This is a genomic window from Gilliamella sp. Gris3-2 (assembly GCF_001690345.1).
Taxonomy (GTDB): Bacteria; Pseudomonadota; Gammaproteobacteria; order Enterobacterales; family Orbaceae; genus Gilliamella; species Gilliamella bombi.
In genome coordinates this window covers 34,904-55,932 of sequence record NZ_LZHB01000075.1, presented here as the reverse complement: position 1 = coordinate 55,932, position 21,029 = coordinate 34,904, and the positions used below count along the sequence as shown (strand labels likewise).

35 protein-coding genes are annotated in these 21,029 nt (G+C 36.7%); 26 read left to right on the top strand and 9 right to left on the bottom strand.

Annotation, left to right across the window (positions count from 1 at the left end; translation table 11 throughout):
- From A9G32_RS11505 to A9G32_RS11470, 9 genes are all read right to left on the bottom strand, one after another.
- Nucleotides 1-404: lambda exonuclease family protein (locus A9G32_RS11505; RefSeq protein WP_081296845.1), on the bottom strand; the 404-nt coding region annotated here is incomplete at its 3' end.
- The gene (locus A9G32_RS11500) at nt 385-993 is read right to left on the bottom strand and encodes a Sak single strand annealing protein (protein ID WP_065589192.1); all 609 of its coding nucleotides are present in this window, start codon (nt 991-993) and stop codon (nt 385-387) included. The genes A9G32_RS11505 and A9G32_RS11500, both read right to left, overlap by 20 nt.
- A 13-nt stretch (nt 994-1,006) precedes the next feature.
- Nucleotides 1,007-1,183 (bottom strand): hypothetical protein, encoded by a 177-nt coding sequence (locus tag A9G32_RS13125; protein WP_176701322.1) that lies wholly within the window; start codon nt 1,181-1,183, stop codon nt 1,007-1,009.
- Entirely contained in the window at nt 1,180-1,581 is a 402-nt protein-coding gene (locus A9G32_RS11495) for a hypothetical protein (protein WP_065590572.1), read from the bottom strand. The genes A9G32_RS13125 and A9G32_RS11495 overlap by 4 nt, the downstream gene beginning before the upstream one ends.
- Nucleotides 1,581-1,883: a hypothetical protein gene (locus A9G32_RS11490; RefSeq protein ID WP_065590571.1), complete on the bottom strand. Its 303-nt coding sequence runs from the start codon at nt 1,881-1,883 to the stop codon at nt 1,581-1,583. The genes A9G32_RS11495 and A9G32_RS11490 overlap by 1 nt, the downstream gene beginning before the upstream one ends.
- A 106-nt stretch (nt 1,884-1,989) precedes the next feature.
- Nucleotides 1,990-2,274, bottom strand: coding sequence for a hypothetical protein (locus A9G32_RS11485; protein WP_065590570.1), 285 nt, complete (start codon nt 2,272-2,274; stop codon nt 1,990-1,992).
- A 2-nt stretch (nt 2,275-2,276) separates the two neighbouring features.
- A complete protein-coding gene (locus A9G32_RS11480) occupies nt 2,277-2,810 on the bottom strand; it encodes a hypothetical protein (RefSeq protein WP_065575885.1) in 534 nt (177 codons plus the stop codon).
- 561 nt (nt 2,811-3,371) lie between these two features.
- On the bottom strand, nt 3,372-4,820 hold the full coding sequence (locus tag A9G32_RS11475) for a DUF4236 domain-containing protein (RefSeq protein WP_065590569.1): 1,449 nt from the start codon (nt 4,818-4,820) through the stop codon (nt 3,372-3,374).
- A 51-nt stretch (nt 4,821-4,871) separates the two neighbouring features.
- A complete protein-coding gene (locus A9G32_RS11470; protein WP_141672907.1) occupies nt 4,872-5,582 on the bottom strand; it encodes an XRE family transcriptional regulator in 711 nt (236 codons plus the stop codon).
- 46 nt (nt 5,583-5,628) lie between these two features.
- Here A9G32_RS11470 and A9G32_RS11465 point away from each other — a divergent pair, with 46 nt between their 5' ends.
- From A9G32_RS11465 to A9G32_RS11350, 26 genes are all read left to right on the top strand, one after another.
- The gene (locus tag A9G32_RS11465; RefSeq protein WP_065590568.1) at nt 5,629-5,862 is read left to right on the top strand and encodes a transcriptional regulator; all 234 of its coding nucleotides are present in this window, start codon (nt 5,629-5,631) and stop codon (nt 5,860-5,862) included.
- Entirely contained in the window at nt 5,859-6,086 is a 228-nt protein-coding gene (locus tag A9G32_RS11460) for a helix-turn-helix domain-containing protein (RefSeq protein ID WP_065590567.1), read from the top strand. Before A9G32_RS11465 ends, A9G32_RS11460 begins: the two co-directional genes overlap by 4 nt.
- Nucleotides 6,086-6,802, top strand: a complete 717-nt coding sequence (locus tag A9G32_RS12885; protein WP_065590566.1) for a replication protein — start codon at nt 6,086-6,088, stop codon at nt 6,800-6,802. The genes A9G32_RS11460 and A9G32_RS12885 overlap by 1 nt, the downstream gene beginning before the upstream one ends.
- Nucleotides 6,799-8,208 carry a replicative DNA helicase gene (locus tag A9G32_RS11450; protein WP_065590565.1) on the top strand — a complete coding sequence of 470 codons (1,410 nt, stop codon included), beginning with the start codon at nt 6,799-6,801 and terminating at the stop codon, nt 8,206-8,208. Before A9G32_RS12885 ends, A9G32_RS11450 begins: the two co-directional genes overlap by 4 nt.
- A gap of 168 nt (nt 8,209-8,376) precedes the next feature.
- Nucleotides 8,377-8,565, top strand: a complete 189-nt coding sequence (locus A9G32_RS11440; RefSeq protein WP_065590563.1) for a DUF1187 family protein — start codon at nt 8,377-8,379, stop codon at nt 8,563-8,565.
- Between the two features lie 14 nt (nt 8,566-8,579).
- Nucleotides 8,580-8,918, top strand: a complete 339-nt coding sequence (locus tag A9G32_RS11435; RefSeq protein WP_141672751.1) for a hypothetical protein — start codon at nt 8,580-8,582, stop codon at nt 8,916-8,918.
- Nucleotides 8,919-8,926: 8 nt separating this feature from the next.
- Nucleotides 8,927-9,175, top strand: a complete 249-nt coding sequence (locus A9G32_RS11430) for a DUF3310 domain-containing protein (RefSeq protein WP_065590561.1) — start codon at nt 8,927-8,929, stop codon at nt 9,173-9,175.
- Nucleotides 9,168-9,611, top strand: a complete 444-nt coding sequence (locus tag A9G32_RS11425; protein WP_065590560.1) for a recombination protein NinB — start codon at nt 9,168-9,170, stop codon at nt 9,609-9,611. Before A9G32_RS11430 ends, A9G32_RS11425 begins: the two co-directional genes overlap by 8 nt.
- The gene (locus A9G32_RS13120) at nt 9,611-9,760 is read left to right on the top strand and encodes a hypothetical protein (RefSeq protein WP_176701349.1); all 150 of its coding nucleotides are present in this window, start codon (nt 9,611-9,613) and stop codon (nt 9,758-9,760) included. The genes A9G32_RS11425 and A9G32_RS13120 overlap by 1 nt, the downstream gene beginning before the upstream one ends.
- Nucleotides 9,761-9,919: 159 nt before the next feature.
- Nucleotides 9,920-10,465 (top strand): recombination protein NinG, encoded by a 546-nt coding sequence (locus tag A9G32_RS11415; RefSeq protein ID WP_065590559.1) that lies wholly within the window; start codon nt 9,920-9,922, stop codon nt 10,463-10,465.
- 3 nt (nt 10,466-10,468) lie between these two features.
- Nucleotides 10,469-10,969, top strand: coding sequence for a hypothetical protein (locus A9G32_RS11410; RefSeq protein ID WP_065590558.1), 501 nt, complete (start codon nt 10,469-10,471; stop codon nt 10,967-10,969).
- Nucleotides 10,970-11,064: 95 nt separating this feature from the next.
- Nucleotides 11,065-11,226: a hypothetical protein gene (locus A9G32_RS13115; protein ID WP_176701324.1), complete on the top strand. Its 162-nt coding sequence runs from the start codon at nt 11,065-11,067 to the stop codon at nt 11,224-11,226.
- A 171-nt stretch (nt 11,227-11,397) separates the two neighbouring features.
- A complete protein-coding gene (locus A9G32_RS13740) occupies nt 11,398-11,622 on the top strand; it encodes a phage holin family protein (RefSeq protein ID WP_081296841.1) in 225 nt (74 codons plus the stop codon).
- On the top strand, nt 11,582-12,115 hold the full coding sequence (locus tag A9G32_RS11405) for a lysozyme (RefSeq protein ID WP_065590557.1): 534 nt from the start codon (nt 11,582-11,584) through the stop codon (nt 12,113-12,115). The genes A9G32_RS13740 and A9G32_RS11405 overlap by 41 nt, the downstream gene beginning before the upstream one ends.
- Before the next feature lie 268 nt (nt 12,116-12,383).
- The gene (locus tag A9G32_RS13110; protein ID WP_176701348.1) at nt 12,384-12,704 is read left to right on the top strand and encodes a hypothetical protein; all 321 of its coding nucleotides are present in this window, start codon (nt 12,384-12,386) and stop codon (nt 12,702-12,704) included.
- On the top strand, nt 12,625-12,879 hold the full coding sequence (gene lysC, locus A9G32_RS13735; protein ID WP_442902822.1) for an Rz1-like lysis system protein LysC: 255 nt from the start codon (nt 12,625-12,627) through the stop codon (nt 12,877-12,879). The genes A9G32_RS13110 and lysC overlap by 80 nt, the downstream gene beginning before the upstream one ends.
- A 1-nt stretch (nt 12,880) precedes the next feature.
- Entirely contained in the window at nt 12,881-13,282 is a 402-nt protein-coding gene (locus tag A9G32_RS11395; protein WP_065590555.1) for a hypothetical protein, read from the top strand.
- A 230-nt stretch (nt 13,283-13,512) separates the two neighbouring features.
- On the top strand, nt 13,513-14,238 hold the full coding sequence (locus A9G32_RS11390; protein ID WP_065590554.1) for a KilA-N domain-containing protein: 726 nt from the start codon (nt 13,513-13,515) through the stop codon (nt 14,236-14,238).
- An 11-nt stretch (nt 14,239-14,249) separates the two neighbouring features.
- Nucleotides 14,250-14,615 carry a hypothetical protein gene (locus A9G32_RS11385; RefSeq protein WP_065590553.1) on the top strand — a complete coding sequence of 122 codons (366 nt, stop codon included), beginning with the start codon at nt 14,250-14,252 and terminating at the stop codon, nt 14,613-14,615.
- 68 nt (nt 14,616-14,683) lie between these two features.
- On the top strand, nt 14,684-15,079 hold the full coding sequence (locus tag A9G32_RS11380) for a DNA-packaging protein (protein ID WP_065590552.1): 396 nt from the start codon (nt 14,684-14,686) through the stop codon (nt 15,077-15,079).
- Nucleotides 15,080-15,084: 5 nt separating this feature from the next.
- Nucleotides 15,085-16,311, top strand: a complete 1,227-nt coding sequence (locus A9G32_RS11375; protein ID WP_065590551.1) for a PBSX family phage terminase large subunit — start codon at nt 15,085-15,087, stop codon at nt 16,309-16,311.
- Nucleotides 16,308-17,576, top strand: a complete 1,269-nt coding sequence (locus tag A9G32_RS11370; RefSeq protein ID WP_065590550.1) for a phage portal protein — start codon at nt 16,308-16,310, stop codon at nt 17,574-17,576. Before A9G32_RS11375 ends, A9G32_RS11370 begins: the two co-directional genes overlap by 4 nt.
- Nucleotides 17,533-18,372 carry a phage head morphogenesis protein gene (locus A9G32_RS11365; protein ID WP_065590549.1) on the top strand — a complete coding sequence of 280 codons (840 nt, stop codon included), beginning with the start codon at nt 17,533-17,535 and terminating at the stop codon, nt 18,370-18,372. The genes A9G32_RS11370 and A9G32_RS11365 overlap by 44 nt, the downstream gene beginning before the upstream one ends.
- 62 nt (nt 18,373-18,434) lie before the next feature.
- A complete protein-coding gene (locus A9G32_RS11360) occupies nt 18,435-19,568 on the top strand; it encodes a DUF2213 domain-containing protein (RefSeq protein ID WP_065590548.1) in 1,134 nt (377 codons plus the stop codon).
- On the top strand, nt 19,568-20,065 hold the full coding sequence (locus A9G32_RS11355) for a structural cement protein Gp24 (protein ID WP_065590547.1): 498 nt from the start codon (nt 19,568-19,570) through the stop codon (nt 20,063-20,065). The genes A9G32_RS11360 and A9G32_RS11355 overlap by 1 nt, the downstream gene beginning before the upstream one ends.
- A gap of 2 nt (nt 20,066-20,067) precedes the next feature.
- On the top strand, nt 20,068-21,024 hold the full coding sequence (locus tag A9G32_RS11350) for a major capsid family protein (RefSeq protein WP_065590546.1): 957 nt from the start codon (nt 20,068-20,070) through the stop codon (nt 21,022-21,024).
- Nucleotides 21,025-21,029: the final 5 nt, after the last annotated feature.

The following is a 21,029-nucleotide window of genomic DNA, read 5'->3' as shown; positions in this document are numbered from 1 at the left end:
TACTCACGCTTTGGCTTTAGTGATTGCATAAATTCTAAGTGCGTCCACGTGTTTGGGCATTTGATTTCAATTAATCCATCATCATTTACTAGTCCATCGGGGCTAGCGCCAGCGTTTTCGATTGTAGGGTGGGGAATAAAGCCAACTTCTTTAACGGTTACGTCAAATTGGTTTAGCATGTACATTTCTCTTGCTGTTGGCTCTAACTCTGTGCCGCGTTGCATAGCGGCGTTAGAGTATGATTCGGTTGGTTTTTCTGTTAGACGTTCGCAAATTAGCTGAGCCATGTAATTTTGGCGGCTAGTTGAATAACCGCTTTTTGTTTTAGCCATCACATCACTAATTCGGCTAGCTGTAACTTTACCTAGTCGTGCGTTAAACCATTCATCCGTTCGCTGTTCCATTATCAGCCTCTTTTGCCATATCATAGATACGACGTTTTTCACTGGACCCGATAAGTTTTTGGTCTTCAATTGATAATGATTTCCAAAACTCACCCATTGCATCAATGCCTTTTTGTGCAGATTGTTCAACTGCTTTGATTAATGATTCGCGTTTTTTGTTTAACGCATCTTCATTAATTTTTTGCGCCTGTTTTTCTTCTTCTGGCAAATCCTCACCAGCGTAAATATAAAAACCCAATCCAAACATTGATATAGCCTTGGTTAAACATCGCATTGTCGCTTTGTTGATATCTACTGAATTTGGCGACTTAATAGCGTGGTTTTTAAAGTCCATAACTGGTAGCCACATAAATCGAGTTGCTTCGTTGATATCCTCTTTTATTGTTAGTGTTACGCTAACCATCATAGAGCCATCCAGTTCAATTGTTGGCGGGTTAATTATGTATGATGATTGAGGATAATACTCCATTAAAACACCCCATGCCCACGCCCAAGACAGATATGTTAATCCGTTCTTTTTTTCTACTTTGTCGTTAACATTAACCTGCGATAGAGTTTCCCAAATTTTCTTTTCAAACGATTCTGCCATTTTTATATTTCCTTTAATTAGTTGCCACTTCTAACATCCAGCTAAACCACATAAACAATCCGCCGAATGTCACAATTAAGACACAAAAAAGGGCGTATACTTGCTCGCCCTTGTTTAGTTTGTAATTAATATTAAATCGGTCTGTTTGATAAACATTACAGCCGACGTAGTCAATTGGTATTGTGTTCATTTAGACGTCCTCTGGTCTTTTGTGAGTGACAGACTCCAGTTAATGCCATCAATATTGAAAGATAAGACGCTTCTACAATACTCACCGCTAGAATTATTCCAGTCAGTATCATCCTTATCGGCATATGGTTCATTAATATAAAAATACACTTCGCCATCTTTGTCCATTGCCGCATATTTCCATTTTTCATTAATCATCGCCCACATTTCACGTGAAATTGGCAACGGCGTCGGTTGCGGTACGATGCGATATTTTATATCTAATGAAACGCAATCATGGCCTGCTAAGCACCAATCGTTGTCATCAACTTTATATTCGACCCGTATACCCTGCATTTTTGCTAATAAAACCTGTACCATATGCTCTTGATGTTCATTTTGTGGTGTTAATTTTTCCATTATTCACTCCTCAACTCTTCGAAAAACCAATCTGTTATGCATTCTAAATCAGAGCTTCCAGCATCGAAATCATCTTGAACCTCCCAATAAAGTCTGTACCTATCGAAGAGAGAATATGCACCAATAACTACTGGTAGTTCTTGTTGAATTTGATCCGATATAAACGGCGCTTGTACATTGTCTAACCAGCTAATATTTGCATCCAAGCAAGCATTTAATACTAATGCTAATTCGTGCTCAGTTTCACACTTAACAAACCAATCTAATTGTAGTAATCGCTCAATAATCTTTTTACTTGTCATTGTTTAACCCTCATACTTTCTATTTGCTAATTCTGTAAAAAAGCCCCATTTCTGGGGCAAAGGATTTGCATGTACTCGTCTTTCCGAGTTGTCAAAATTCGTTAGCTTAATAAAATGATTTTTTATTTTTTTCATTAAAATGAAATTCAGCTTTTTCATAACATATGAGCTTTAATGCTTTTTGAACTGAATCAGTGTCAACATCATCCCAACCAAACGCTTTCATTATTTTTTCTTCAATTTCTAGATAATCACTATCGCTGAGTTTGTCATAAAGTTCGTTTGATTGAGCTTTAATTTCTGCTTCTTTAGCGTCTTGCATTTCAGAATTATTCATCATGTTGCAATAAGCATTTTCGTAACCATTTTCTACAGCTGTTTGTAATTGCATTTTTACATCCTCACTGGCATTAGGATTGCTATTGCTTCTTGATTCCAAAACTCAAAAACAGCAGGCTCATCACTGTTCATCGGCATGAATATTTTTACTGCAGGGAATTTTGGACTGATAATTTTTCCGACTTTTAATATGTCACTGAGATATTCAGTATTAAAACCGATTACAGACGTGTGTTTTTTAGTGGAAAGCTTAGGTATTATCTTTTTATAATCAGGATAAACCCCGTCAACAACCTCAATTAACCCAACTGATAAAGTTTCATCTTTTTCTGATTTGTAAAAGATTAGTCCTTTTTGTGTGTTTATTTCTGCATAATAAAATTTTGTTGGGATTTTATCTTTTATTGATATGATTACACCTGCCTTTATTTTACTCAAATGCTTTCCAACAAAAAGCTTATGCCCGTTTGTTGCTGCTAATGTTCCGTCTTTATCAAAGAAAAGACCATTTAAATAGTATCTTACGTCTTGATACGCTCTAAACAATTGGGCTGACAATAATTGAGCTTTTTCAACTTTGATAATCATCTTTTTATCTCCTCTTACCTCAAACTCAAGCGCACTTGTTTAAATGCGCTTTGATTTGATTATTAGGCGCAGACCTCTCAGCCTGCTTGGTGGTTTACCTGCACAATTCATCCAGTCACCCACTAGGCGGAATCAGCAACCAGTAGCCGCCTCTAATCTCTGGTTACTATATAAAATTAAGCAATCTTTTTACTAAAGAACTTGATGGCCAGTCGGTCTCTGTCGAGGCTGGGAGTGATTAAGTCGCTCACCCGATGCGTACTGCTGTGATTGCTTTCAAAACCGCTGTACTTTCATATGCCTCAGCTAGCTACTTGAATCTTCTTAACCTGTTAAATAACTCGTAGTCTTGTTTAACTTTTTGGTTAAGTTGATTTGTTTTGATGTGATTAAGTATAGTATATTTATACTTTATGTAAACTGTTTTTAAACAAAAGTATAAAAAAAATATACTGATTGATTATTTTTTAATCTTTTTGGTATGGTTATATTAGTAGAGGTGGGATTCAGGTATAAAAAACCGCCCATGAGGCGGTTGATGGTAATTTTCTATTTATTAATTTATGAGCAATATGCAATAATCGATAACACCATCCACGCAAAGCTGATAATCCTTGCTGTTTTAGAATACCCTTTTTTTAAGGTGAACCAAGCGAAAATACATGGAAAAAAGATAATCCCAATTATAAGTAATATACTAAGCGATTGATGTTGTGGTTTGTCTTCTCTTTTCTGTGATTCCTGTGCTGATAAGCCGTTATCTTCATCAGGATATTTAAGCTCGCTTACTTCTTCTTGCTCCTTTTCATTGTTGTCTCTTATGATTGTTGCAAAAGGAGTAATAGCTTTAAATACCCCAGTTTTACTCATGTCACGAATCAGATCAAATTGATTAAAACATTCAACCACATCAATATGTTCAATATTATTAAAATTGATTGACTTCCATTCCGCTTTATTAATATTGACACTCACAAGATACTGATCTTCTATATTTCCATTTTGATTGTTCGTCCTCTGCGAGTACGCGGAAAGGGTAATTCTTTTTATTGTTGGGATCAAACTAAATACATCAGCTATTATTCTAAAAATTATAGAATGAATATGTGTCATGTATATTTTTCTTCGCTCTGTGTCAGAAATCGTTTTTACTGAAATTCTTAGAGAGTTATCTGATGCCGTATATTTTTTATTCGGGATGTCTTCAATTTCTGGTAAATCTACATCAAGAACTAAATTATCTTCATTTATCTCAAAATCGACATTAGTTTCCTTTGGAAATGAAATATTGGATAATAAAGTTACCAATTCAGAATTTATTACTTCTTCATTGCCAGAAGCTAGTAATTCGTTGATTCTATATGCTATATCATTCTCGTTTTTATCAAAATTTTCTTTTTTTTGAGACCAAATTTTCAGTTTTTCATTATATGCAATCTCCATAGATTCATTGAATTTTAATCGATTTTTTTCAATAAAAGGTAATATTTTGCTTAAAAAGTTTTTTTCCTTTAACTTTGTTTTTTGTGGTCGAGGCTCAGGATAATCTTTTTTATGATAAATTCTAGTATCAGATGGTGGCATTGCAGTCAAATGAAGTTTATCTAGTAAATCTAAACCGTCATTATTTTTTTTACAAGCCTGTTTAAAAATGGATATTAATACTTCTTTGTTATTTTTTTTGATATCGGAGACTATATTTTCGGGTAAACGTGTATTGTCATTTGGATTCAAATATTCAACAGAACCGTCTTCATTTATCCTAACTTTTATCGAGATATCTGATATTGATTTTTGTGTTGTTGTCGGTCGTTTGACGTTTTGATTGCTTGATAACTTTGTGCGATATGACAAACCACTGCCGGGCAAACTTAAATTGCCATATGTGCCTTTTTTTCCAATGCTTAGTGAAGCTCCTCTTCCACCTAAGCTAACACTAGCACCACTTGAGCTTAAATTTAGTTTTACGCCCGGAATTATTTTTATTCTTTTCCTAAACCTTACAGCCATAATAATTATTTCCCCTTCTTTTTAAATTTTCTACGCACAACCGCTAAGGCGTTACAGACCAGCATTACCTCCAGTCCAAACAACACGCCCAATTATTTTATCATTTTGAAAAGCATACATATTTGGAAATGCACTTTTGTCAGCGTTATCACTGATGTAGATCCAGTCCCCATTTTTATCTCTAGTGATTCGCTTCATGATTAGACCGTTAAGATCTCTCATTATCAAATAAACTTTATTTTCAATTGGTATTGTTTGGCTTGTATCAATTAAAACAGCCTGTCCATCTTGTAATGTCGGATACATACTTAAACCTTTTGCGTATATTACATAGCAATATTTTGGATTGATGCCCATTTCTTTCAACCATTCTTTACTAAAAGATAAACCACCTCGAAGCTCAAAGTAATCATTGTATTCACCCGTTCCACATTCCGCTCTAACTGTTAATTCATCAATTATCACTGCAGTTTCTTCAGTTGGTGTTTTTAATTCATTTGTTGGCAACGATACGTCACAAATATGACATATTTTTAACATGACATTAAAACTAGGTGATGTCCTGCCATTTTCAAAAGCTGAAACATTCCCTTTAGTCATTGATAATTTTTCAGCTAGCTGCTCTTGTGTATAACCAGCATTTAATCGGGATTGTTTAACCCACTCTGCGACATTTAAATCCATAATTTCTCCTTTTTTAGAATAGTAAAGTAAATTTATACTTTTGTCGTATAAAAATACTTTACTTGTTTGTATAGTCAAATTATACTTTCATTATTATGTATTTTATTTTTATACATGGAGCAATATGGAAAAGAAAAACCAAGCAATAAAAAAGGCTATTGATTTCTTTGGTGGATCTCAAGTAAAGACAGCAAAAAAACTTAACGTTTCTAAATCACAAGTTTGGCAATGGTTAAACAACGTTAATGCAATAGCAATAGAAAAAGCAATAGATATAGAAGATAAAACAAACGGAGCTGTTAAATGCGAAGAACTCCGCCCTGATGTCAACTGGTCCGTTATTCGAGGTCGGGCATGAGCACATTAAACAATGAAAGCACACAAAGCCAATGTAAAAACATTTTACGACATTTGCAAAGTGGTAAAACCATTAATCCGTTACAAGCATTAGATCAATACGGTTGCCTTAGGCTAGGTGCGCGTATTTATGATTTAAAAAAACGTGGTCATTCAATAGATAGCCGCATGGTAAAAAGCCGAAACGGCAAGAAATATGCTGAATATTCGATGAGGGTTAATTGATGAATAAGTTTATATCTAACTCATTTCAAGTTCCCAACGCTGTTATTGATGAATTAATGGCTGATATGTCAGCTAATGCGTTACGTTGTTATTTGCTCATTACTCGCAAAACTACGGGGTGGGGCAAAGCGAGTGATAAAATCAGTATATCTCAATTTATGCAATATTTAGGGATAAAAGACAAGCGCACTATCTATGTCGCTCTATCTGAATTAACAAATTTAGGTTTGATCAATGCAATTAAAAATAATGGTGAGATTACTGAATATTCACTAGTGTTGGAAACGTCAGAACCAGTGACAAAAAATGCAGGTACAAAAAATGCTACTGGTAGCAAAAAATGCATAGAACCAGTGACAAAAAATGTTACTACCACCAGTGACAAAAAATGTCACTCTACAAAAGACACTATTAAAAACAATATTACAAAAGAAAATAATATTGATTTTGATTTGGTCATGGATGCATACAACGATGCTGTAGAAAACAGATTGCCACAGATTCAAAAAATGACTACTGCAAGAAAAAACGCAGTGAAGAAATTACTCAAAGAGCTTGATCAACCAACATTCCAAAACTTGGCTAATTATTTTTATGATTTTGTGGATCATGCAAAACCGTTTTATTTCGGTGAGAACGACCGAGGCTGGCGTGCTGATTTCGATTACATCATAAAACCAAGTACATACTTGAAAGTTGTGGAGGGTACGCTATGAACGTGATCCCACATGACTTAGTTGCTGAACAAGCCGTGCTTGGCTCAATGATGTTAGATTTTCAATCAGACCGCTGCCAAAAAGCAATCTATTCATTGAAGCCAGAATCATTCTACAGCAGACATCATCAAGTTATTTTTGCTGAAATGCTTGAATTAAATCGTAAAAATTACCCAATTGATCTGATTACTTTGTCAGACAGTATGGAAGCAAAGGGAACTTTGAAAGATTGCGGTGGTTTAGCTTATCTGGCTGAATTATCCAAAAATACGCCGTCGATGATCAACGTTACAGCCTATGCTGGAATCGTTCGAGATAAAGCGATAGAACGCTACACATTGCAAAAATTAAACGACTGTAGCGCTATGATTTTTGAGAAATCAAATCTATCTACTAGCGACAAAATATCGGCTATTCATGCGCTATTTACGCAAATTGATGACTATAACAAAACTGGTAAAACAACTGGACTTAAGTCGTTAAAAACAATTGCTGATAAATGGACAGAAACCCTTGGACAACGATTAGAAAACGCAGATAGTGCACGTGGTTTATCAACTGGAATCAAAGCATTAGATGAGAAATTAGCACCTAAAGGATTGGTCCGCGGATCGCTGTTTGTTGTTGGTGCTCGTCCAAAAATGGGTAAAACCACTTTCGAAATAAACATGGCTCGTTATTGCGCTATGAATGAGAAATTACCTGTGCTGATGTTTTCGTTAGAAATGCAAGATGAGCAAATGCTTGAAAACATTTTAGCCCAAGAATCAGGTGTAAACAGCAATATTTTCTATGACGGTGGTTTAGGTTCGGATTCAGAGTTTGCGCGTGTTATGCATCATCTCAACGAATTATCAAACACCGATAACATTTACATTGACGACACACCTGCGATCACACTATCGCATATCCGTTCAGAAGCTCGACGAATGGCAAGAGAAAAGGGCCAGATAGGCATGATCATGGTTGACTATCTAACTCTAATGGAGAAAGAAAAAACTGGCGATGATACTCGTAATGACTTGGCTTACGGAGCAATCACGAAAGGGCTTAAAGCGTTGGCCAAGGAGCTTAATTGCGTTGTTGTTATGTTAACTCAATTAAATCGTAATCTTGAATCAAGAGCAGATAAACGACCGATACCAAGTGACAGCAGAGATACGGGACAAATTGAGCAAGATTGCGATTATTGGGTTGGTATTTATCGTGATGCTGTTTACAACGACAACGCAGATAAAAACTTAATGGAAATTAACGTTGCGTTAAACAGACACGGAGCGGGAAATTTTACTGTTTTCGCAGGTATTAGCAATGGACGCATTTATGAAGTAGATCAGCTCGAATCACAAGCTAGAGCAAATCCAGAACCAGTGAAGAAAGAGCGTAAATATGCGAGAGCAGGTTAACCACTGCCCACTCGGTATTAATCACATGCTCGACAAAATAGCGTACGACTATGTGAGAGATATAAAGAACAGGGGAGCAAATACGGCAAAGATTAAACAGCAGTTGGCAGAACGAGTAAAAAATTATTCAGAAGAAGATAAGGCAAAATTGAGGGAGTTGATACAAAAATGGCTTACAAAATAACAGCAACAATCATAAAAGACGGACACCAACCGATAAATTGGACTCATTTTACTAATGAAGAATTAACAGTCGAACAATGCATTGAAAAGCTGTCAAACGGTAAAAAGAATTCTTTTGGGTGGAAAGCAAAAGAGCTAATTCGGCTTGATAACTTTGAGTGCGTAAGGGTTTAGTGATGAGATATTTAATGTACTTTTTGAGACGGGTTTTTATAAGTCATCTCAAGAAATTTAATAAAGATTGGGACAGAAAACTCAATGAAATTCTTGATGATTTTGAGATTGTAGAATCGAATCGATATTACGTAACACTTCAACACAACGGTGATAGTTATCAAATTTGGATTGATGGTTACCCATACGCTTCGTACAAACTTGAAGCAAAAAATGGAGCATATCTAAGTGATAAAGAACAGTTTAGACCATCAATTCGCACTCAATATCGATTTGATAATTTAGTTTTAAAACCCGTTTTAAAAGAGATGGAAAAGCAAGAACAACAAAGAATTAAAAAATTTTATGAGTGAGATAAGTGATGAGTGACAACGTAAAAAATCCTAAACATTACCAAATAATCGAGGGTATCGAATCTATCGACATCATAGCGCGTAGCATGACTGTAGAGCAGTTTAGAGGGTTTTGCCTCGGCAACATTTTGAAATATCGAATTAGGGCAGGTAAAAAAGATGCGTTAGAGCAGGATATTGCTAAGGCTAACGAGTACGAGAAGATTTTTGAGAGTAAAAAATGTTTATGTATTGATTGGGGTGTTACCAATGATTAAAGAATTTCGATTAACACACGAACTAGCACGCACTACAGCGATTAACGTAATAAATCAATTACCAGTTGATAGCGAGCACCCTCTAAGAGTTGTGATTGATGAAGAAAAACGTAGTAACGCTCAAAATCGCATGATGTGGGCTGTTTTAAATGATATTGCTAAGCAAGTTGAATGGAACGGAGAAAAGCTCACAGCAGAGGAATGGAAGCATTTAATCACGGCTAATTTGCACGGACAGAAATGCGTAAAAGGAATTCAAGGCGGACTGGTGTTTATGGGGTTATCAACGCGAAGAATGAATAAAAAAGAATTTGCTGATGTCGTGACTTGTGCTGAACAATTCGGGGCTGAAAACGGCGTTACATTTAGCGCAGATGCGCAGGAAGCAATTCGACTAGCAGAACAGTACAAAGACCAATTATCAAAGGTGGCATGATGAACAACGAACACAAAGAACAATTAAAACTATACGATGACAAAGAGCAAGAATTAGAGCGAGCAATCGCAATAGTTAGAGAGCAACGCAGAGAATACATTAATCAGCATAATTTAAACAAGGTTAACGACAATGCCGAAGAAACATAAATTAATCAAAACAGATTTTAAATGTCCCGAATGTGGCGGGGGTTGTTTATATAACGTTGATTGGGATTTGTATGTCTGCAATAGACCGCTAATTGGCGTTAATGGTGAAGTAAAAGGCTCATGTGGTAAGTTTTACAAGAATAAAGCGAAGTTTCGACGATGAAGAGAGAAATAAGGCAGAAAAAATGTAAAAGCTGCGGCAGAAAATTTGCGCTATTCAATTCGCTCGCTCAAGTATGTTCGGTTGATTGCGCTATTCAGTATGCAAAAGATAACAAAGTTCAAGAGCAAACCAGAATTAAATTAACACGAATAGCTAAGGAGAGCGTAAAAACACGCTCAGAGCATTTAAGAGATGCGCAAACAGTATTTAACGCATTTATTCGAGAACGAGATAAAAGCGAGCCGTGTATCAGTTGTGGGCGTCATCATAACGGGCAATATCACGCAGGGCATTATCGAAGTGTTGGAGCATGTCCAGAGTTACGATTTTGTGAGCTTAATGTACATAAGCAATGTTCAGCATGTAATAACCACAAATCAGGTAACATCATTGAGTACAGAATTAATTTAGTGAAAAAAATAGGTGTAGAAAAAGTTGAATGGTTAGAGGGGTATCACGAACCGAAAAAATACACAGTAGAGCAAATAAAGCAGATTAAAGCTGAGTATAAACAAAAATTAAAAGAGTTAAAGGGTAGGTAACAAATGCTAGCAGAATATGTATACGTTGATGATGAGCCAGATGTTAAGCAATTTGAAAATTATCTCAATAGTAAAAATTTATTTATTGAGAGAGCTAATGAGAACAATTTACTAGCCAAAGCTATTGATTTGTTAAAAATGTGGGGTGCATGCAATGCATATTCTAGCAGATGTGGCTATAAAAATGTTAGCGCTATGTTTTCAGAATTATACCCTAAACATAACCTTGTTTATATAGAAAACGAGCTAGAATTTATTGATGAATGCATGAGAAATGCTAAAAATTCTAAAGATTTAGCGTTAAGAGAGCAATGGGAATTAGCAGATTTGTATTACCGCGGCATTGATGTTGTTATTGATGGCTCAGATGGGAGCGAGAGATTAACATTAAGAGAAATAGCAAAAATGAGAGATATATCAAAAGATACAGTTGATAGGCGGCTAAAATCGTTTGAAAGTTATATTGTCGCTAATTTATCAAAAAGAAATGATATTTTTTATTAATTTAGTTGACGTGAGACAGAAAGTATACTACATTAGGCATGATAGGATTTTTATATATAAAGCTCGCAAATGCGGGCTTTTTTATTGTTTAATTTATGCAAAACACATCAACAAAAGAACTAGCGGATTTACAAGATAAATATTTAATCGATATTTTGGATGCGCTAAATAGCTCAGAAAAAGCGGGTTCGCTAGAAATTCCGCTTTACGCATTAGAAAGCGATGAAGCAATGTTAGCTTGGGTTATGTCGCTTTAATAATCAATATTACAAATGTCGGCGACATTGATGTCGTCGAGTCGTAACTGCGCCTAAACTTCTGCCGTTTAGGTCTATTTATTTCCACAGAATCGACAGCAAAGCTAGACACACACATAACTCAATATAGCTAGTACGCTGTCACATAATTAACTAACAAGAATATTTATTATGGAAAAATACACTTCACCGATTTCGTATTTCTGGGGAGCTATATGCACGCTTTTAGGTGCGCTTAGCTTAAACGATATAGCCATTATTGTAGGTATTATTTTATCAATAGCGACGTTTATTATTAACTGGGTATATAAACGCCGAGATTTCTATCACAAAAAGAACTTGAGAGAGCAATACTATGAAAAACACAACAAGAATAGCGACGAGTGCGATTTGTAGTGTTTCGGTAATCATTGGGATTGTTATTGCTAATTACTCAGATGAAATCCGAACGAGCAAGGTGGGGCTTGAAATAATCGGTAATGCAGAATCATGCGCACGAGAGCCGTATTATTGTCCTGCTAATGTATTAACAGTAGGTATCGGCTCAACGGGTAACATTCAGCAAAAAGCTTACACAGACGAGGAAATAGCTCAGCGTTGGGTTGGTGATATCAAAACTGCGGAGCGGTGTGTCAATCGCTACGCTAATGGTTTTCATTTGCCTCAACCTGTTTTTAATGCTGTTACTTCGATTACGTTTAATTGCGGTTGTTCAAACATGCGGAAATCAACAATGTATAAACATTTGAACAACGGTGATTATAAAGCAGCTTGTAATGAGTTTCCGAAATGGAATAAAGCAGGCGGTAAAGTACTGAATGGCTTAGTAATCAGGCGAGAAAAGGAGAAAGCGTTATGTCTATCTTATGCTTCATCATCGCTTCAATAATGGCTGTTAATGATGTCAACGGCTGGGGTTGGTTTTTATTTGTATCGTTATTGTTGAGTGATTCATCATGTTCAAATTGTCAAAAGTAAAAAGTAAATATGTTTTAGCTTCAGGACATAATTACGAAATAGCGCTAGAAACCGAGCGCAATTCACTAGAAGTGCTTATAGTAGAGTGCGTTTCGTGGCTTGTGGCTACAATTGTTACCGTTGGTTTTTTTTGTTTATATACAAAATTTGTCTGTCCTGAGGTGTGGAGTTACATCGTTATGAATAAATCAAGTATGGCGAGCATAGTATTAATCGTTGCTGCTTTTGTCTTTGCTGTCCACTTCGGTTACAACAATTATCAAGAGAAGAAACGGCTACAAAAAGATAAAGCTGAACTGTTCGGAAAAATCGAACAGTTGAACCAGGATATTGCTAAAAACAATCAAATTATAGCGCAACGAGAGCAAGAAAAAGCTCAAGACGCTATGTCAATTAAACAACTTCAAGAGCAAATGAAAGATGCGCTTAAAAATAATCAATGTGCTAATGATTTTATGCCTAGTAACGTGTCTGACTGGATGCGGAGCGGTAAAAACTGAGTACGTTTATCAATGCAATATTCCTGCATCACTAACACAACCAAATAACGAGCCTTATATTGATAAGCGAATCACGTGGGGACAATGTCCAGTTCTGTACACTGAATTATTGAACGAGCTTAGGCAGTGCAATGCGGATAAAAGGGCGATAAATCTAATCAACAACGGGAAATGAAATGCTTGAATTAAATCTCACAACGGTGACAGGAAGGAAAATATCTTTTGTTCATTATTCATCGTACGGCCCGCCAAGCGAGAGAGTGCAAGAAAATGGCGTATACGAAATAGATAAATCATTGTTCTTGTCTAGTGAGTTTTACAAAATTATTTGCTATACAGAGACCGAAAGACAATGCGACGATCCAAAAGTACCGGCAGGCAAGAAATTGTATGATGTGTATATTTATTCAATCTTGGATAAGGAAAAAACAAAATACATGCTCATGTATAACAATGATGATGATTTAAAAGAAAAGCTAAAGTTAAGCATTGAGCAAAAAAATCTCTCTATGATTGAATTGCGAAAAAAATTAAAGTTGCGTCGTAATAACTTAACTCGATCGGCTTTTTATAAATAACTATTTACTTTTACTGCATAAACTATAAAAATCCCGAGCAGTTATAAAAAATAACTGCATATTTAATCAAACCGCTTAATTGCGGTTTTTTTATATCTGAAATTTGCTATCACACGGCAAATATTAACCAAGAGCTTTACAGAATGAGCCTAAGAGAATGACAGCTAGTGTCTGAACTCTTGGGGCTGTTTATTCTGTGTGACTTAGGCTCATTCTATAAAGGACATAATATGAATATTATTAAATTTGATTTTAACGGTCATCAAGTTGGTTTTAACGATGATGGTTGGATTAACGCTACAGAAGCTGCGTCAAAATTTGGCAGAAGACCAAATGATTGGCTAACTCTTCCTGATACTGTTAATTATATCAATGCGTTAGAATCTAGATACCAGAAAATCCCGTATGTAAAAACTAGCAGAGCAAGAAAGGATCGTGGTGGTGGTACTTGGATTCATCCTAAATTAGCCGTTCGATTTGCCCGGTGGCTGTCTGTGGATTTTGAAATATGGTGTGATGAGCAAATAGATAAACTCATTCGCTCTCAATCAATAACGTACACAGACGAACAAGTATTAGCAATACTAACTCATAAAGAGCCTCAAACATGGGAAAAACGATTCCAACAACCTTTTTATCAAGCATTATCAAAAATGACTAACTTGCCATTCAATAATCATGCTGGTGGTTGTCCATCATTATTCGGAATGATAACCCAAAAGTGGGTTTATGGTGTCGTACTACCTAAAAAGGTTTATCAGAGCATCAAAGAGCGCACGAAAAAAGGTGAAAAAATCCATCAATTTTTAAAGCCAGAAGCTTTGAAAGCGGTAGAAGACCAACTAATCGCAATAACAACAATTGCAAAAGGCTGTATTGATTACAAAGATTTCGAGGCTCGATGCTCAACAATATTGAATACGCAGGGACAGATTAAATTTATATTGGCAGCATAAAGGTAACTATAATGGATAATAATAAAAACCCTATTTTTTACGCTCGCATTGTTAGCATCTCATATGTAGAACATCTAATTAGAATAAATGGCGATAATATTTTCAAACATCATCTAGGAAACTTGGAATTAGAACCCGACAGCCTGGCGTCTTTTTTGGAAGGATTCTATGAACGAGAGCTTTCAGAATTTGAACGCATGTGTATGTATGGTTCAATGATTGATATGAATAAAACAAAAGAGGGCTGTTCATTAAAAATCGGCACTACCTTTTATTTAAATCAATCTGGCATAGATAAATTAAACAATCTAATGAGTGATTTCATGCTAATGAATTTAGAAGAGAAAGAAACAAAATCAGCAGTTACATATCATTAACATAAATGATTAATCATACTCGCAGGGTAACGATGAAACAAATTCAATTATTAGTTTAAGGAAAGATTATGAAAAAGGGCGAAAAGAAAAAAGTAGGTCGCCCAAGTGAACTAGCCGAATGTCTCGTAAAGGCTAAACAATACTTACTTGGGGACTACGAAACATTTGGGGATGTAGTGCCAAGTGTTGCAGGTCTTGCTTGCTATCTCGGTAAGCACAAGTCATCAATGTATGAATACGCAAAACAAAACAAAGAGTTTTCCGACACGCTAGAAGCAATTAAAACTTTACAAGAGAATAAGCTAATAAATGGTGGACTAACTAGCTCATTCAATCCAACTATCACAAAGCTGATGCTATCTAATCACGGCTATAGCGAAAAACAAGAAATCGATCATCAATCATCAGACGGCAGTATGTCACCCAAACCAACACGAATAGAGTTGGTAACACCGAAAGAGTAAACGACATGACAACAGCACAAATACAGTTACCTAAAAAATTGATATCTGTGTTTGTAGCCGAAAATGTCAGATATCGCGGTGCATATGGCGGTCGAGGTAGCGCTAAAACTCGTTCATTTGCATTGATGACAGCAATTAAGGGTTATCAATTTGCAGAAGCAGGGGTAAGCGGTGTAATACTGTGCGCTCGTGAGTTTATGAATTCGTTAGCTGACTCATCCATGGAAGAAGTCAAGCAGGCGATTCGCTCGGTTGATTGGTTAGCTGATTATTACGATATTGGGCAAAACTATATCAGAACAAAAAACGGATTAGTTAGCTATGTGTTTTGTGGTTTACGTCATAATCTCGACAGTATTAAATCAAAAGCACGCATATTACTATGTTGGGTTGACGAAGCGGAAAACGTATCAGAAATCGCATGGCGAAAGTTAACCCCTACGGTTCGTGAGACTAACTCCGAAATATGGGTAACGTGGAACCCCGAAACAGAGGGAAGCCCAACAGATATAAGATTCAGACAAACCCCGCCAGATAATGCCATCATCGTTGAGATGAATTATAACGATAATCCATTTTTCCCTGATGTGTTAGAGCAAGAGAGATTAAACGACTTGGCCCGATTGGATTATGCATCATATGCCTGGGTGTGGGAGGGCGCTTATCTCGAAAATTCAGATAAACAAGTTTTAAGTGGTCGATATGTTGTTGAAGAATTTGATGACAACCTGCACAAACAAGCGGACCGTTTATTATTTGGTGCTGACTTCGGCTTTGCAAATGACCCGAACACATTAATCCGCTCATTTATTCTAAATGATTGTCTGTATATTGAATACGAGGCATACGGCGTTAATATCGAGCTTGACGAAATGGATTCGTTTTATGATTCGGTGCCAGAGTCGAGAAAATGGCCGATTAAAGGCGATTGCTCAAGACCTGAAACTATTAGCCATATTAAGCGCAAGGGTTTTAACATTTCAGCCGCAAAGAAATGGCAAGGCAGTGTTGAGGACGGTATCGCATATCTGCGAGGGTTTAAGAAAATTATTATCCATCCTCGCTGTAAACATACCGCAACCGAAGCTCGGTTATATAGCTATAAAACTGACAAAATGACTGGTGAAGTGCTACCAATTATTGTTGATGCAAATAATCACTGCTGGGATGCTGTTCGATACTCGTTAGACGGTTATATTAAAAACAAATTATCAATCTTGGATGTGTTATGACACAAGCAAATTATATTACTGATTCAGTAGAAAGCCTGTATACATCACTGGGCAATAAAAGCGATTCGGTGAAATATTCAAACAAAAAAATATCTGACCGACAATTATTGAATATGTATAGCAGTTCGTGGTTAACTGGCAAATACATCGACAAAACAGCAGAGGACATGCTCAAATTGCCGAGAGTATTTAGCGGTGATTATGATGAAAATCTGCTAAAACTAGTTATCGAAAAAGAAAATCGATTAAAGCTAAACGAGATAAAAGAAAAATTTTTGGCGTTTAGTTCATTGCTTGGTGATGCGTTAATTGTCGCCATTACTGATGCTGGTGATTTGTCGCAACCGCTATCAGATGTCGAGGATATACAGCGTTTTATCGTGCTAACAAAAGGTGAGTTTGATCCCGATAGTAATATCGATGATGATTTGAAATCAGCGAATTTCGGTAAACCAATTCACTACACAATTGGAAAAAATAATAAGGTTCATCATTCACGCTGTCACAGATTAAAGTTAGGTAAATCAAAACTGACAGATAGAAATCAATTTGGCACATCTGATTTACAAAACAAATACAATGCTATCCGTTTGTTTGATACGACAATTACATGTATTGGCGATATTATTCAAGATAGTAATGTTGATGTGTTGTTTATTCCCGATTTGATAGCAAAAGTGGCGCAAGGCAAAGAAGATGATATTAGAAAATTCATCAATCTAATTAATCACACTAAATCGTCAATGAATGCTATTGCGTTAGATGCTGGCAATAGTGAAGCTCAAGGTCGTTGGGAGCAAAAAACAGCAACATACGGCGGATTATCTGAGGTTTTAACAAAACTCATTACTGTTACCGCGGGTGCGCTAGATAGACCGATTACAGTGCTATTTGGACTATCTGCGAGTGGCTTTTCCACAGGCGAAGAAGACTTAGAATCATATCACGGTACAATCAACGCATTACAAGAAAGCAGATTACGACCTGCTCAGGAATTCATTGATAAATTTATTCTCGATAAGATGATGCCGAATCATGGACTAACGTTTGAATACCCGTCGATAAAAGTAGTTAACGAAGACAAAGAAGCGGCAAGATTTGGACAATTCGCTAGTGCTTTTTCGGCTTTAGTTACTGCTAATATCATTTCTGATAAAGTGGCACAAACCGAGTTAATCGCGCGCAAACTGCTAATTAACACTACAGAAGAGGATTTGAAAGATGGAGATTTATTCTCTACTGAAGAATTCACTATCGGGGCGTGATAGATTTTTACCACCAACAACGCCTAGTAAAAGAGCCGAAGTTTATTATCGCGATGCGTTAGCTGATTTTATTCGGACAATGATAAACCGAATCACGGATGCACTCAGTAAAAAAAACTTGGTTGATGCTGTCGCTATTAGTGATGATGATTATATCAATTCGTTAATCGAAGTACTCGCGTCAATTGCTGGCGAGCGCATCGAAGAAAGAGCTAAATTGTTGGCCACTCGATTCGTGACTAAAGTTCACTATCAGAATAAAACACAATTTACTCGCAACTTTAAAAATGCTTTTGATATTGACCTCTCAAGCATTATCGAAAAAGAAATTTTGGGCGATACGTTAGCAGTAGCTATTCAGCAAAATGTCGAGCTAATAACATCAATCAAAAATGACTTTATCAATGATATCGGTTCAAATGTCTTCACGAACTACAAAAAAGGCTTTAGACATGGCGAGCTAATTAATGAAATTCGCGCAAGAGGTAATGTCTCTTATTCTCGCGCAAAACTCATTGCAAGAGACCAAACAGCCAAAATCAACGCCGATTTTGAAGAAGAGCGCAATAAAAAACTAGGCTTTGATGTCTATAAATGGAAAGGCACTGGTGACGCACGAGAGCGTGAATCGCATTTAGTTTTAAATAACATGTTATGCAAGTATTCAGACCCTACAGTCTACTCAGATGACGATGGTAAAACATGGAAAAAGCGCAAATCAATCGGTGGCTATATCGGTAAATGTGGCCAAGATTATCAGTGTCGATGTTTATCTATTCCTTATATTAAATTCTAATCAAAATTGATAAATCTATGCTCTTAGCTGAGTAGGATTATTTACGTCTAAAAGAGGGTTTTATGGCTTGGGAAATAACACCGCAAGGCTACTTAAAAACAACTGCAAAAATCACTAAAGGCGGAGTTTTACAGTATTACGGTCATGAAATTGGATTAACGGACAGCAGAGCAAACAAGCTTGTTGATGTTAACCGCACAATTGAGGAGCTTAGTAAAGCCGACACACTTAAATCAATTGATGGTATGCCAATCACAATCACACATCCGGACAAAAAGTCAGTTGATGCGACTGACTGGAAAAATAAAACAGTTGGGCATGTTCAAAATCCAAGAGCTGATGGTAATTACATTGTATGCGATGCATATATTCAAGATGCTTCAGCAATTGAGTTACTCAAAAACAAAGATATTCGCGAATTATCGGTTGGTTATGAGCCTGCTGATATTCAAGAAGTTAACGGTAAGTTTTATCACAAAAATATCAAGGTCAATCATGTTGCTATCGTTGCCGAAGGTCGCGCTGGCTCAGATTGTAGATTAAACGATAGTAAACCAAAAACAGGAGCAACATTAATGAAATTTAAAGCAAAAAGAAAGTCGCTTGTTGACGCTATCAAGAAGTTGTTAACAGATTCTGACTTATCTGCTGACGAAATCAACAAAAAAATTGATGAACTCATGCAACAGCTTGAAGAAGTTCAAGGTAAAGAAGATGAGGAATCAAAAGCCAAGGCTGATGAACTTCAAAAACAAATCGATGAGCTAAAAGCAAAACTTGAAGCTTTGAACGATGAAGAACCAACAGCAGGCGAAGACGATAAGGACGCCCGAATTACGGCTTTAACAGCAGAGCTTGAACAAGTTAAGAAAGAGCGTGACGAATACAAAGCGCGCGTTGAAGAGCTTGAGGCTGAAAAAGACAGGGATAGCGTAATGAATGATGCTAAAGCACGATTCCCAAAAGTGAAGCTAAATGATGCTAAAAGTGGGCGTGATGTTCGTATAGGTGTTTTGGTCGATCATGGTATTTACACAAAAGACCAAGCATCAAAATTAACAGATGCGGAAATTCGCGCGGCTTATGCAGGTCTAGTAGCAACAAGCACGAAGAAAAACAAGGTTGTTTCAAGTTTGCTTAATGACAGTAAAGAAGCGCCGGCAAAATCAGCAAGCAAACGATTAGGAGGTAAGTAATGGGTTACAGTTTTACAAGTTGGGATTCAGAACAAGGGACAATGCAACCCGGTTCTATTTACCGTGTATCTAGCTCAGACAGCAAAGTGTGGGGTGAAGAAAATTTAACGGGCAAAGATTTATTGTGCGGTACTTTTGTTGCAGTAAATGCCGACGGTGGTATCAAAGCGATTGAATCAGCAAATGATTTAATTCACGGAATTATCGTGCGTGATATCTACGGCGACAAGCACCCAAATAACCGTCACATCAACATCGGACACTTCTCTCACGGTGATTCTGTTGTTGCGTTAGCGGTAAATGACATTGAGTTAAAACGTGGTGAGCGTGTTTATATCGTGCCAACGGGCGAAGATGCGGGGAAAATTACAAACGTTGCCGAGGGTAATGTCGATTTAGGTTATTGGGTTGAGCGCGTTAGTAATGGTAATCACTGCGCGGCAATTACATTGGGTTATGCGCAATCTGTAAAGGTTGCAACAAGGGGAGCTAAATAATAATGGCATATGAAAATGTAGATTATAGTGACGTTATCACAGAACAACTGTTAGAGCGTGATAAACAGTTACAAGAAAAAGAACTACCAGAAATTAACATCGGTCAAGCTGTGCCGGTGACAGAGGGGTTAGACTTTGCAACCGAAGAATGGGAGTACGGTGTAACAGAAGTTCGCGGGTCTGTTAAAAATGGTGTAATTGGTATTAAAACCACATCACTTGAAACAATTGACAGCACCATTGAAGCGAAAAAATCGCCAGTAGTTCAATGGGCTAAAGGTCTTGTATACACTCAACAAGAAATTGAGAAAGCACAAAAATTGGGTATCAATTTACCAGCTAAGAAACAAAATGATTTATACGCGAACGCTGTAGCAACTATTCAATATGCTGGCTATGTTGGGCACGAACAAAAAACTGGTCAAGAGGGTTTATTGACTGGCTCACAAGTTAGTGTAAGCAATGACACATCAGGTAAGACGTTAGAAGAAATGTCATCTGAGGAATTCGTTAAAATGATTCTTGGTGCATACGATAAAGTTTGGTCTCGTTCTGACTATACTATTCAGCCTGCAAATATCGCAATGGATGCAAAAGATTTCATGACAGCAATGCAGAAATTCGACCCAAATCCGCAAATTGTCGGTACGGATTTATTACCAATTGCTGCGATGGATCGTGTTATGGCAGCATTGCGAAAAGCGTCACAAAATGACAGCTTTAATGTCAATTTTGTTAAAATCCCAGCAGGGTACGCCAAAAATATCAACAAAAACAAATCACGTTTAGTAATCTATACGCCAGACGAAGATTATCTTGAAATGAAAGTGCACATGCCAGAAATCTTAGAAGTGATGCGAAAAGATTTACTCTCATATCAAAGTGGTTATCGCTCAGCATTTACTGGCGTAATGTGGAAAGAGCCTAAATCTGCGCAGTATGTAGATTATAAAGCCTAAAAATA